The following is a 13338-nucleotide window of genomic DNA, read 5'->3' as shown; positions in this document are numbered from 1 at the left end:
ATTAGAGGTTGTTTAGCATGTTTGCGTTTTTGTCTTTGGAAAGTGTCAGAAATACGCCGACCACGATGAAGCGTGGAGCGGACTGCTCAATGGGCAGAGAACCGTATTGGCCAGTCTCGTCTGGTCGTGCCGTATAGGTGTAGCCGAAGATATTGTCAGCACCCATCACATTGGTGACAGCCGCATGGACAATCAGATTGGGTTTGGGAAGATAACTCCAGCTCAGGCTGAGGTTTTGGTAGGCGTCGGTCTTAGAGTTCATCTCCCCGGGGAGATTTGGATTGGTATAGGCATAGCCGTCATTGAAGGAAAAGGAGGCTCCGATCTGCGACTTCAGCGAGGATACAAAATGCTTCACCACGACCGAAAAATTATGCTTTGGAGCAAAATCCGGCCGCACTTGGGCCTGGTATTGATTGTAGCTACGCTTGCTGTCCACAAAACTGTAGGTGATCCAATAGTCGGTATTTTTAAGGCTCTTTCGGTCACGGAAGAAGACGTCAAATCCCTGCGCATAGCCTTCTCCTCCGTTTTGCAGTAGGCTGGGGCTTTGTGGATTTCCTTGGAAAACGACCAGTTTGTCATAGGACTTGTAGAAGGTTTCGGCACGAAAAGTAAGCCCATCCTTCTGAAGTAGATAGTTTAAAATCAGATGCTTAGCCTGGGAATTCTGTAGGTTAGGATTCAAAACCCGAAAGTTATCCACAGGCAACTGATGGAATCGTCCGGCGGCCAATGACAAGGTGCCGTTTTCCGAAACTTGATAGGCCAGCGATGCCCGTGGGTCAAGCCAGCCTTTTTCCGCCAAGGAAGAATAGCCGGTTCGCAAGCCTCCACGCAGGACAAACTTTCGGCTCAGGTACCAATCCCACTCGGTGAAGAGATACGTCTCTTGGTCCTCAAAACTCCGACTGAGTTGAGATCTCACCAAATTTTCCGCATAGGAATGGACAAAAAGCTCCGCCCCGTTTTTGGCCGAAACCCGCCCGGAAAAGTCCTTGACTGCGGTCAATTTCAAGTGGCTGAGGTCATTGCTCCGATCGATCTCCGCCGAGTCGTAGCGGATCTGATCTTTATTGTGGGAAAAGGATGCTCCCGCAAACAGCGTCCAGCCCTTGTCATAAGCCTTTCTCCAGTTGGTCTGGGCATAGGAGTAGCGATTCTTCAGGTTGACCAGTACTCCCTTTCCATCGATTCCCGGTAGCGCCTGCCAAACTTCCATCCCTCCCGCTTCGGTACGGGCAAGCACCTTCAGCATTCCCCCTTTGCTCAGTTTGCTTTGCGCCGCAAGCTCAAGATCCCAACCGTGAGGTGCTCGCTCCCACTCGAAGTTTTGTTTGACCAAGGCTTGATAAGGTGTCAAATCGAGGATGTTTCCGCTTAGCGATATACTCTGTTTGTCGTTTGCCAGGGTATGAGAGTAGCCTGCGCCTACGGAAAGCACCGAAAGATCTCCTTGACTGCGAGCTGCGACATCTTTGGTATTCATTGCAAGTGCAGAAGAAAGCGCTTGACCATATTCAGCCGAATAGCCGCCGGTGGAAAAGAAAGTTCCTTTGAAGAGGTTGGGGTTGAATCGGTTGCGGGTTGGGACATTGGCGGCGGTAGTGCCGTATGAATTGGCGACTTTCAGCCCGTCGATGTAGATCCCCACTTCGCTGGCATCGCCTCCACGTACGAAGAGTCGTCCGTCATTTCCCACGGTACTGGTACCAGGCAGAGTCTGGAACGCACCGATGATGTCCCCGTTGGCGGATGGAGTGGTCACGATGTCCAAAGGTCGAAGGATGACCGACTTTTTTTCATCGGAAGCTTCCATGGCCCCCGCGGAGATGGTCACGGCGTTGAGCTCGTTGAATTCTTCTCGAAGTATTAGGCTTTGCAGCCTCAGTTGGGCTCCTGACAGTTGAACTGAAATCTCCTGCGATTCAAAACCCATCATGGTGCAGACGAGAATTTGCTCGCCAGATTCGCCGGTTTCGAAGGTGAATTCTCCTTCTGCATCGCTACTGGCTCCGTCAAAACTCCCTTTGATGAAGATGTTCACGCCTGGGAGAGGTTTGGACTTTTCGTCTAAGACTGTACCGGAAACAATCGTCTGAGCGAAGACCAGGGTTTGGCTGAGGAAAAAGTAGAAGAAAAGTATCAGGCGGATCTTCATTTCGATTCGTATTTGAACCAAAACTGCGCAGTCCAGCCGAGGTAAAAAACCAAAGGTGACTGAAGTGTCAAAAAGTGGGACTGAATTGCAGCGAAATTCGACTGAAGTGGGAGAGTAGTTGGGAAATTTGGGGCAAAAATTGCCATTTTTACCTCTCATCGAATATTTCAACATGAAGATCAACCAACTTTTACTTGCCGTCACCCTTGTCAGCTTTGCTTGCTCCTCTCCGCAAAAAGAAGAAAATACTGAAATCGTTGAGAAAAAGCCCTCCGGCAATCCCATCTTCGATGGCTGGTATGCCGACCCTGAGGGGGTAGTCTTTGGAGAAGAATATTGGGTCTACCCTACCTTTTCGGCAGCCTTTGAGGAGCAGATGCATTTCGATGCTTTTTCCTCCAAAGACCTCGTGACTTGGGAAAAGCACGAACGCATCCTGGACTCTTCAGCGGTCAAGTGGGCTAAACAAGCCATGTGGGCTCCGGCCGCCATCGAAAAAGACGGCAAGTATTACCTCTTTTTCGCGGCCAACGATCCGCTCACGCCCGAGCGTCCAGGCTATGACCCCAACAATGATATCAACCATTTTGGTGGCATCGGAGTGGCGGTGGCGGACAGTCCAGGGGGTCCGTTTCGAGACTACCTTAGCAAGCCGCTGCTTTCAGATTTCCACAACGGCGCCCAACCTATCGACCAGTTTGTCTTTAAAGACACCGATGGCACGCACTACTTTTTCTACGGAGGCTGGAGCCATTGCAACATCGGCAAGTTAAATACAGATTTCACCGGCTTTGAACCTTGGGAAGACGGGGAGCTTTTCCACGAAATCACGCCTGAGGGCTATGTAGAGGGCCCTTTTATGTTTTTAAGAAATGGCGTCTACTACCTCATGTGGTCTGAGGGTGGCTGGACTAACGACAGCTATAAGGTGGCTTATGCCATGGCGGACAAAGCAACTGGCCCTTACCGCAGAATCGGCACCATTCTCGAAGCTGACACCACCATCGCCACCGGCGCAGGACACAACTCTGTCATCCAAAAGCCCGGTTCCGACGAATGGTACATGGTCTATCACCGTCGTCCAATCCCCAATGAGGGAAGAGACCATAGGGTGACCTGCATCGACATGATGGAATTCAACGAAGACGGAACAATCAAGCCGATCAAGATGACTTTTGAAGGGGTCGCTGCTAATCCGATCAAATAGTAGAAAGGCCTCTGAGATATCTCAGAGGCCTTTTTGCTAGTCAACTTTTTCAAAAACCTGTTCTCCAATGCACATGGAAGAATAGCCGATCACGTCGTTGCATTCCATCAAAATAGCTATCTTTTCGCCCCTGTCAATTTGCCTCAAAGTACCTTTTGACTCCATTGGCTCGATGCTGTAGTCCTCCAGCAAATCCAAACTTTCCACATAGCCCTCAGGATAATCCTCATAATTCAGGCCAGCCATCTGCACATGCAGTAGTGTAAATTCTTCGCCCCGCAGCTTAAAGGTGCCCTTGGCGTAGTAGTTATAGCCGAGCAGTAGCCCATCTTGCCTCACTAGGGTAATCCGCTCAAAAGTACCGTCAACGGTAAAGATGTACTGGAGCACATAGTAAATTCCTGTTTCGGAAATGATGCCGGTTCTCTCATAGGTTCCGTTCAAAAAGCTCCGAGGAGCTTCGTCATCCTTGCAGGAAGTAATTAAAAAAACTGCGAAAACTAAGAAGTAAAAGTTTCTTTTCATGCCAAAGGCATTTTGGTCAATAGATAGTATCGAAACGGGGAAAGTCAACTTTCCGCTACAAACAAAAATGCCCCGAATTTCTTCGAGGCATTTTGGCTTAGCCTTTCGAATTCAAAGTTTAAAACTTAATCGTTGCGTCGATTTTTTGTCCAGCTCTTTCCACGGTGACCTTGGTGGAATCACCTTTTTGGAAAACACTCAAAGCACGCATGTAGCTCATCATATCAGTAACTGTGGAATCACCCAACTGGACAACCACATCGCCTTTTAGCAAACCAGCAGTTTGTGCGGGCTTGTCTTCGGAGACGCCATCGATTCGCATCCCTTTGCCATCATACATATAGTCTGGAACTACACCCATGGAAACAGTAAATCTTGGATTGTCACTTGAATCTTTGGTTTTGGTAAAGGCCAATTTTTCCTCTGGATTCAGCGCCAGTACAACTCTGGAAATGTATCTCACCACTTTTACCAAACCTTCATAATTGATTAGATCAGAATCGTCGCTTGGCTTATGATAATCCTCATGCTGCCCAGTGAAAAAATGCAACACAGGAAGATCCTGAAGGTAAAAAGACGTGTGGTCAGATGGTCCCACGCCAGATTCCGAAGTCACTAGCTTCAGGCTGTCGGAATTGATGGTGTCGAAAACCGGAGAAAAGCTCGGGCTGGTTCCCACACCGTTAATTGCCAAAGAATTATCTTCTTTCAATCTCCCGACCATGTCCATGTTGATCATGAAATTGACGGTGGTGAGGTCGACTGTTGGGTTTTTCACAAAATAATTAGAGCCCCAAAGGCCGTTTTCTTCGCCGGAAAAAGCGATAAACAACACATTGCTTTGGAGCTCTTCGTGCTTTAGGATTTTCGCCAAAGCCAATAAAGCTGCGGTGCCGGAAGCATTGTCATCAGCCCCGTTGTGGATGGCGGAGTCTCCGCGGTGAAGCGATCCCTGACCTCCCATGCCCAGGTGGTCAAAATGGGCCCCAATCACGATGGTCTTGTCAGCCTTTTTGTCCAAAAATGCGACGACATTTCTGCCTGTCACTCCATCACCGTCGGTACCAATGACAGCCTCCTCGTGCGGATTGGAGGGCTTGGAAACGGTAAAAGGTTGGAAAAAGCCTTCCGTGCCTTTAGGCTCCAGCCCGATTTTTTCAAATTCTTTCGCCAGATATTCGGAGGCTTTTTGCTCTCCTTCCGTGCCGATGGCTCTTCCGCCCAAATCATCAGCCGCCAAATAAGTCACGTCAGATTTTAAGCCTGCAAGCAAAGTTTCGTCCGTCGGAGCAGGATCGCAGCTGAAGAAAAGCCCACCGGCAACAGCCAGAATTACATAATATTTTAAGTTAGTCTTCATTATTAGTTTGGATTCGGCTCAAAGATAATAATTGGTATCTTCGCTCAGCAATTTATAACCATTCTAATTAGCCAAATGAGATCTTTGCTTGCTGTCGCCCTGCTTGCAGCTTTTGCCTGTAACCCAAAGAGTGAAACCACCGAAGCTTCGGCGCCCGAGCCACACTCCGCTTCCGACTCCCTACTCCTTCATCCAGACGAGATGAAATACCTCAAAAACATTAAGCAGATTACATTCGGCGGGAATAATGCGGAGGCGTATTGGTCATTTGACGACTCTATGCTCGTCTTTCAGTCCGATTTTGCAAGATGGGGCAACGAATGCGATCAGATGTTTTACGTGAATTGGGAAAACGATGACCTAAAGGCGAATGTCCCGAAAAAAATCTCCACAGGTCTAGGACGTACAACATGCTCTTATTTTCTCCCCGGAGATAAAACCTTTGTCTACGCTTCCACTCACCTAGGAGGCGAGACTTGTCCTCCGGTGCCTGAAAGAAGATCGGATGGCAAATACGTTTGGCCGATCTATGACTCATTTGACATCTTCACGGCTGATTTGGACGGAAATATCCTGAATCAATTGACCAGCGAACCAGGCTACGATGCTGAAGCCACCGTTTCTGCAAAGGGCGACAAAATCGTTTTCACTTCCATGCGCACGGGCGATTTGGAGCTGTATACTATGAACATCGATGGAAGTGACGTGAAGCAAATTACCTCAGATTTGGGATATGACGGAGGTGCTTTTTTCTCTCCTGACGGCACGAAGTTGGTCTGGAGAGCCTCTAGACCCCAAACGGACGAAGAAATCAAGGAATACAAAGACTTGCTCAAGGAGGGACTAGTCAAACCCACGGATATGGAGCTCTATGTAGCCAATGCGGATGGAACGGATATCCGAAAAATCACCAGCCTTGGTAAAGCCAATTGGGCGCCGTTTTTCCATCCATCTGGTGAAAAACTGATCTTCGCTTCCAATCACCGGACCGAGCGTGGATTTCCCTTCAATCTGTTCATGATCAATCTGGACGGAACGGGCCTAACCCGAATCACACATGACGGGACTTTCGATGCCTTTCCGGTCTTTTCCAATGATGGAAAACATCTCGTCTTTGCCTCCAATAGAAACAACGGTGGAACCCGCGATACCAATCTCTTTGTAGCAGAGTGGATTGGGGACTAGACCCATGACAATCGAATTCAAGAAAGTAAAGACCGCCTCTTTGGCGGTTTTTTTGTACCCTTACCTACCTAAGCAACTGATAATTAGCCATGAAAACACAATTCTTGCTCATAGGCGCTATTTTGGCTACTATAGCCTGTAAAGGCCCCAAGGAAGATTCCCCAATTGATGCCCATTTTTCCCCAGACAGTGTCGCCACCGCGGAGATCAGAGAGGACTGTTTCCAATATGTAAACGGAAATGATACGATTCGCCTGAGAATCCAGCCGGAAGAGGTGAACGTCAGCGGTGAGCTCGCCTATTTGTTTTTCGAGAAGGACAAGAGCTGGGGAACGATAGAAGGCACTCTGAGAGACTCTCTACTCATCGCAGAATATACCTTCTTGTCGGAGGGTGACACCAGTACGAGGCAGGTGGTTTTCAAACGCTTCGAAGAAGGGTGGAAAGAGGGCTATGGCGATATCCAAGAGTTAGACGGAGTAGTCACGTACAAAAATATCGACTCGCTGGACTATGGACATGAAGTGAACCTCGTGCCGATCCCCTGCGATCAATTTGTATCCAAACTTGAATAAGTGGCTTCTATTGCCTACTTTCTACTTTCCGTGCCCAAAATCACCTGATTTGCAGCTCTTGCTCGCTTTTGATTTTTGAATCTGCCAAATCCGATGAAACTAAGAAAATATAGACGCCTGATCCTCCCGTTTCTGGTAACTCTGATTTTGGGATTCTCCAAAATCTACTTTGGCGAAAGCTCCAAGAATTGGGAATTTCCCTTTTCGTATTTGCCTCATCTGAACACCATCCTGATTATCTGTGGTTTTACATGGTGCTTTTTGGAGGCGGTCAAAATTCTCAGGCGTATCTTTCTGAAGCATTTTGACCTCACTGAGGAGAATAATCTCCGAGCAAGGAAAGTATATACGCAGATCAACATCCTTGCAAAAATTGCCAACTTCCTGATCATCCTCATCGGCTTGGGTTTGATTTTGGTTTCTTTTGAAGCCGTTCGCCAGGTCGGTGTTGGTCTCTTTGCCTCAGCTGGAGTTGCGGGAATTATCATCGGCTTTTCGGCACAAAAAGCAATCGGAACGCTCATCGCAGGAATCCAAATTGCGTTTACCCAACCTTTCCGGCTAGACGACGCGGTGGTCGTAGAAGGGGAATGGGGATGGATCGAGGAAATCAACCTGAATTACGTGGTAGTGAGAATCTGGGACCAACGGAGGCTAGTCTTGCCTTCTACCTATTTTTTGGAAAAACCTTTTCAAAACTGGACGCGAACTTCTGCTGAAATCATCGGGTCAGTATTTATCTATACAGACTATACCGTTCCTTTTGACGCGATGCGTGCCGAGCTGGACCGCATCTTGGAAAACACCCCACTTTGGGACAAGAAAGTGAAAGTTCTCCAAGTGACGGATGCCAAAGAGCGGACTGTTGAAAGTCGGATTTTGGTATCTGCCCGAAATTCCCCAACTGCATGGGACCTCCGGGTACATGTAAGGGAAAAGATGGTTGAGTTCCTTCAGAAAAACTATCCCCAAACACTGCCAAAAATGAGAATTTCATTCGAACAAGCTTCGACTAAAGACGATGAAATGGCTTCAGGCGCTAGTGAATAGAGAATTCCTATTTCCCCGTTTCCCCGCAGAATAGGAAGAAGTGTTCTGAAAAAAGCCTTAAAAAGAGTATCAATGTCGACTTTTCCGTTTAATTCGCTACTATCAATACCTAAAGCAGGGAACAATTCTGGATCGCTGGTTTCTAGAGTTGGGATCTCCCCAGAGGAAGGTGTAGCGAATGGAGATCTCATGGGCTCCTCCACTGTTTTTTTGGCCAAGCTTCGACGTGGTGACATCATAGGAATAGCCAATATCCAGACCGCTGTCTAGCGCCATCCCCACCAAGGCGATCACCGCTTCATTGTTTGGCAGGTTGTTTTTGGTCGGAAGTCCGCGGTACCAAAGACCAAGAACCAAAGGCTGCAAAAATAGCTGTGCACCCACATCCAGCTGGCTAAATGGATCCTGTTGCTTGAAGTTAAAGGCAAAGGAAACAGATCTTTCTTGGTAATTGTGGGTGAAATAATCCCTCCTACCGGGAACAAGATCAATCTTGTAGCCGCCTTGCAAGGATACCTTCATTGGCAATACACTTGTCTGGTCATCCACAAAAGAAATATTGGGCTCAGTCAGGTGATGCGCAGATGCCCCTAGCCAGAACTTGTCGTTGTAAAACATCCCGCCCACCGCATAGTCCACAAAGGAATAGCGGCTATCCAGCGGTACCCCGTTGAGTTCATCGGTAATGCTCCCTACGCTGCCATTGACAATATCGATCATGGAGCCGAATACCAAATCAGAAAAGAAGGCATCCCGCTGCATATAGCTGACTTGCCCGCCCACTCGGAAAAAAAAACTTTCGCCCAGTCGTAGCCGGTAGGAATAACTTAGCCCAATTTCATTGGTAGACAGATTGGCCATACTCTCCTGATTTCCGTTGAATATCAAGCCAATACCACTATTGTAGTCAAAAATATAGTGATCGATATAGGCTGAGTAAGAATTGAAACTGTGGTCCAAACCTGGCCATTGGTTTCGGTAGTTGACACCGATACGGGTGAGTTCTGTAGCGCCGGTGAGCGCAGGGTTGAGATAGAGCGGCGCCGCATAAAATTGGGAATATTGCACGTCTTGGGCGCTCAAGTGCACACTACTCAAGAGCCCCAAAAACAATACCCATATCCCAACTATTCTATTTGGCATAAACCAATCCTCAAGCCCGCAACAAAGTTATAATCAATACTTTATATACGGGTTGATTTTTAATAAATAAGAAGATGAAACTACCAGGGCTTAGGATTGGGGCTAGCAATCATTCGGTCTCAACCTCACGTCTAGCGAGAAAGCTCGACTTTCCGCTACTTTAAACAGCATGAAACTCAATAATTATACCAAAGGCGCCGATGTCGGCGCCTTTGGTTTAAAATTCAATTATTTCCTGATTTCGAATCAAATCCTCAAATTCTTCGCGCCTGCGGATCAGCTGAGCTTTTCCGTTCCATATCAACACCTCTGCTGGCCTTAGTCGCGAATTGTAGTTGGAAGCCATGCTGTAGCCATACGCACCCGCATTTTTGATCACCAGCAAATCACCCGCCTTGACCTCATTCAGCTCCCTGTGGGATGCGATTGTGTCTGTCTCGCAGATATATCCGACGACGTTGTACTTGGACTTTTCCCCATCAGGATTACTCAGATTGTAGAGGCTATGGTAGGCATCATACATCATTGGTCGGATCAGGTGATTCAATCCAGAGTCCACGCCCACGAATGTGACACTAGGCGACTCCTTGACGACATTTGTCCTAACCAACAAATATCCTGCTTCGCTGACTAGAAATTTGCCCGGCTCCAACCAGAGTTCCAACTGTCTTCCGTATTGCTTGCAAAAAGCCTGAAAAGCTTCGCCAACCTTTTTGCCCACTTCCATCACGTCGGTGGAAACGTCATTGGGCTTATAGGCTACCTTAAACCCTCCTCCAAAATCGAGAAACTTCAGGTCAGGAAACCGGAATGCAGCTTCGAATAGTACATTCCCTCCTCTCAAAAATACTTCAGCATCCAAGATATCCGAACCTGTATGGATATGGAGCCCCACGATTTGTAGCTGATACTTTTCCACCGTTTCTAGGATCTTTGGCAATAGTTCTATCGAAATGCCAAACTTGCTCTCCTTGTGGCCCGTGGAGATTTTTAGGTTACCGCCGGCCATGATATGTGGATTGATGCGAATGCAGGCGGGGATTTTGCCGCCATACGTTTGCCCAAACTGCTCCATCAGAGGAAGGCTGTCCAAGTTGATCATAATCCCCAGCTCGACCGCCTCTTGAATTTCAGCAAAAGCTACTCCGCTTGGTGTGTACATAATCTCTGGAGCGGTGTAGCCAGCCATCATGCCAAGTTTTACCTCTTCGATGGACACGGCATCTACGCCTGCCCCGGCGTTTCGGATCAGCTTGAGGATATTGACATTGGAAAGCGCCTTAGTGGCATATTTGATTTTCAAGGGCACCGCGGAAAAAGCCTCCTGTAACGTCTTGACTTGGGCGGCTATTTTTTCGCCATCGTAGATGTAAAGCGGAGTGCCGAACTGATCGGCAAGAGAGGCGATCGACACGCCCTGAATGTGCGTAGGATTTGGCACGGCAACTAGGTTTTTGAATTTGAGGGCGCAAGTTACCTATTCAATAAAAAAGGGAAGCAAGAAGCTCCCCTTTTTTTGGATTTAGTGTAATTAAGAAAACTAGAAACTCTACGACAAGAATACGCTGATTGTTTGAATAATACATTCGGGATCTAAGAAGGCCTGAGTTAAAACATGTTAAGCAATGTGCCCACCCTCCGAATCACTCTAAATTTGTAACATGACCAAAGGAAGTATCACCCTGATCGTAGTCCTGATGTCTCTGGCAAGTTTTGGATTGATGGCCTTCCAATCCTACTGGATCAGCAATGCCATCCGGATCAACCAAGAGCGCTTTGACCAAAACGTGCTGCAAGCGCTGTCTGGTACGATAGCCGAGCTGGAAAAGGGGGAAGCAAGCGACATCGTACTGAACAAGCTTATCCTTGACTCCGCACTCCAAGAGACTGTATTTAAAAAAATCGACCCCATCGAACTCAGTATTGAGGCGGTAACATCCTATAATCGTCCATCCTTGGTCGACACGATGCTTTCTTATTCCGTGCCACAAGTCAGCGCTACATTCCGCAGGATGTTGCTTTCTAGGGGTGTGGATATCTCAGTCCTTTCCGAGCTGGAGACTTTCTTTGCCTACATGACTCCGGAGATCGCCTCGACCATGTTTACCCCCGACGAAATGCAGATCCTGCTGGAGGAAAAAGAACGGCAACTCGACTACATGAGCAAAAACCAAGGCTATCCAAGAAGGGCCCAATCCAGCCCGTCCGGAATAAGGGGGGAAATCAACATCACTGACGACGCCCTAGACAAGATCCGCAAAACCAACTTGAAAATCGAACTGATGAATCAAGCTTTTGCTGAGCTGGCGGAGGGACAGCAGGCTATTTTGGATAGGTTGGATACCGGCTTTGTGAGAAAGTTGTTGAAAAAGCAATTGATCGAAAAAGGCATTTCCCAAGATTTTGAGCTTGGGCTACTCAACGACAAATCGGAGATTATGCCGATAGGGAAAGTTGCCGACCCCGTTCGGCTTAAAAGTCAGGGCGTTCAAGCCAAGCTGTTTCCAAATGACATACTTGGCAAGGATAATTTCCTTTTCGTTTTTTTCCCCGAGAAAAACAGCCACGTGATCCGCCAAGTCTGGCTGCCCATATCAAGCTCGATCGTGTTCATCCTGGTGATCGTATTTTGCTTCATCTACGCCATCAAGGTCATCATTCGCCAAAAAGCGTTGTCCGACACCAAAAACGACTTTATCAACAACATGACCCATGAATTCAAGACTCCCCTCGCTACGGTCAGCTTGGCGGTGGAGGCACTTCAGGATCCGGAACTATCCGCCCAGGACAAGTTTCGATCCCGCTACCTGGGCATCATCAAAGACGAGAACAAAAGGCTGGTTACCCAAGTAGAAAAGGTCTTGCAAGCTGCAGCCTTGGACAAAAAGGATTTTAACCTCAAGCTGGAATCCGTCAATCTTTCCGAGCTTCTGGAGAGCACGGTGGACCATATCAGCCTTCAGATCGAAAAACGCGGCGGCAAAATCGATTTTGTCAACAAATTGAGAAATCCGGAAATCCAAGGCGACGCTTTCCACCTCACCCATATCTTCAACAACCTGATGGACAATGCCAACAAATACTCCAGGGAAAATCCGGTGATACGGGTGGAGGCCTGGGATGATGCAGATCAGGTAGTGGTGACTATCAAGGATCAGGGCATAGGGATGAGTAAGGATGCAGTCAAAAAAATATTCGACAAATTTTACCGCGTGCCCACCGGCAATGTCCACGACGTAAAAGGCTTCGGACTGGGGTTATCCTATGTGAAAACCATGCTGGAAGCCCACAAAGGCGAAATTCACGTACAATCAGAATTGGGAAAAGGAAGTACCTTTACCATTAACCTACCCAAAAAACAATGAGCAAGGCAAGACTACTAGTCGTAGAAGACGACCCAAACCTGGGCGACATCCTGAAAGAATACTTGGAAATGAAGGGCTACGAACCCACCCTTTGCCGGGACGGAGAAGAGGGCTGGAACAAATTCAAAAAGGACAAGTATGATCTCTGCCTGTTGGATATTATGATGCCTAAAAAGGACGGCTTCACCCTTGCCAGGGAGATCAAAAAAGTACAGGAGGATCTTCCGGTTCTTTTCCTAACAGCGAAAAACCAAAAGGATGACATCATCGAGGGGCTGAAGATTGGTGCTGACGACTATCTCACCAAGCCTTTCAGCATGGAAGAATTGCTCCTACGGATCACGGCCATACTTCGCAGAACCCAGAAATCCAATGAAGTCAACGCCCTGAAAACCTATACTTTTGGGGACTTTGTACTTCACTACGATGAGCAGTTCATCGAAGGTCCTGAAGGAAAGCACAAACTGACCTCGAAGGAAAACGAGTTGATTCGCCTGCTCGCTTCTGAAATCAATAAGCTAGTCAACCGCAGCCATGCCCTTAAGCAGATCTGGGGTGATGACAGCTACTTCAACGCCCGCTCCATGGACGTCTATCTCAGTAAAATCCGCAAAATCCTCAAGGACGATCCCAAAGTGCAGATCATCACCGTACACGGGGAGGGTTTTAAGCTGATCGTGGGAGAAGGGTGATTGAGCAAGTAGATGTAAACATCCAAACGCCAGACAAAAAACTTGACAGTCCCGAGGTAAATGCTTCGGGATTTT

Annotated in this window: 11 protein-coding genes; 6 read left to right on the top strand and 5 right to left on the bottom strand. The window is 47.8% G+C overall.

The window, feature by feature from the left end:
• Position 1: 1 nt before the first annotated feature.
• Positions 2-2161 carry a TonB-dependent receptor gene (locus J0A67_RS16600; protein ID WP_206570513.1) on the bottom strand — a complete coding sequence of 720 codons (2160 nt, stop codon included), beginning with the start codon at positions 2159-2161 and terminating at the stop codon, positions 2-4.
• 172 nt (positions 2162-2333) lie between these two features.
• Between J0A67_RS16600 and J0A67_RS16595 the strand changes: the two genes are divergently transcribed.
• Positions 2334-3368, top strand: a complete 1035-nt coding sequence (locus tag J0A67_RS16595; RefSeq protein ID WP_206570512.1) for a glycoside hydrolase family 43 protein — start codon at positions 2334-2336, stop codon at positions 3366-3368.
• A 36-nt stretch (positions 3369-3404) separates the two neighbouring features.
• Here J0A67_RS16595 and J0A67_RS16590 read toward each other — a convergent pair whose 3' ends face one another.
• Entirely contained in the window at positions 3405-3893 is a 489-nt protein-coding gene (locus tag J0A67_RS16590; RefSeq protein ID WP_206570511.1) for a hypothetical protein, read from the bottom strand.
• A 118-nt stretch (positions 3894-4011) separates the two neighbouring features.
• The gene (locus J0A67_RS16585) at positions 4012-5253 is read right to left on the bottom strand and encodes a M20/M25/M40 family metallo-hydrolase (protein WP_206570510.1); all 1242 of its coding nucleotides are present in this window, start codon (positions 5251-5253) and stop codon (positions 4012-4014) included.
• Between the two features lie 75 nt (positions 5254-5328).
• Here J0A67_RS16585 and J0A67_RS16580 point away from each other — a divergent pair, with 75 nt between their 5' ends.
• The 3 genes from J0A67_RS16580 to J0A67_RS16570 all read left to right on the top strand — a co-directional run bounded on the left by J0A67_RS16580 (position 5329) and on the right by J0A67_RS16570 (position 8063).
• Positions 5329-6438, top strand: coding sequence for a TolB family protein (locus tag J0A67_RS16580; RefSeq protein WP_206570509.1), 1110 nt, complete (start codon positions 5329-5331; stop codon positions 6436-6438).
• 89 nt (positions 6439-6527) lie between these two features.
• On the top strand, positions 6528-7013 hold the full coding sequence (locus J0A67_RS16575; protein ID WP_206570508.1) for a hypothetical protein: 486 nt from the start codon (positions 6528-6530) through the stop codon (positions 7011-7013).
• A 93-nt stretch (positions 7014-7106) separates the two neighbouring features.
• Positions 7107-8063: a mechanosensitive ion channel family protein gene (locus J0A67_RS16570; protein ID WP_206570507.1), complete on the top strand. Its 957-nt coding sequence runs from the start codon at positions 7107-7109 to the stop codon at positions 8061-8063.
• A gap of 102 nt (positions 8064-8165) precedes the next feature.
• On the opposite strand, the gene J0A67_RS16565 is transcribed toward J0A67_RS16570, so the two are convergent.
• Positions 8166-9206, bottom strand: a complete 1041-nt coding sequence (locus J0A67_RS16565) for a PorP/SprF family type IX secretion system membrane protein (RefSeq protein WP_206570506.1) — start codon at positions 9204-9206, stop codon at positions 8166-8168.
• A gap of 217 nt (positions 9207-9423) precedes the next feature.
• On the bottom strand, positions 9424-10647 hold the full coding sequence (gene lysA, locus J0A67_RS16560; protein ID WP_206570505.1) for a diaminopimelate decarboxylase: 1224 nt from the start codon (positions 10645-10647) through the stop codon (positions 9424-9426).
• Between the two features lie 220 nt (positions 10648-10867).
• Between lysA and J0A67_RS16555 the strand changes: the two genes are divergently transcribed.
• Both J0A67_RS16555 and J0A67_RS16550 read left to right on the top strand, forming a co-directional pair.
• Positions 10868-12571, top strand: a complete 1704-nt coding sequence (locus J0A67_RS16555) for a sensor histidine kinase (RefSeq protein WP_206570504.1) — start codon at positions 10868-10870, stop codon at positions 12569-12571.
• The gene (locus J0A67_RS16550; RefSeq protein WP_206570503.1) at positions 12568-13263 is read left to right on the top strand and encodes a response regulator transcription factor; all 696 of its coding nucleotides are present in this window, start codon (positions 12568-12570) and stop codon (positions 13261-13263) included. Before J0A67_RS16555 ends, J0A67_RS16550 begins: the two co-directional genes overlap by 4 nt.
• Positions 13264-13338 lie beyond the last annotated feature (75 nt).

The organism is Algoriphagus aestuariicola (assembly GCF_017254835.1).
In the GTDB taxonomy this organism is placed as follows: domain Bacteria; phylum Bacteroidota; class Bacteroidia; order Cytophagales; family Cyclobacteriaceae; genus Algoriphagus; species Algoriphagus aestuariicola.
Note: the sequence above shows the minus strand (reverse complement) of the source record. Positions and strands in the feature narration are given on the sequence as shown.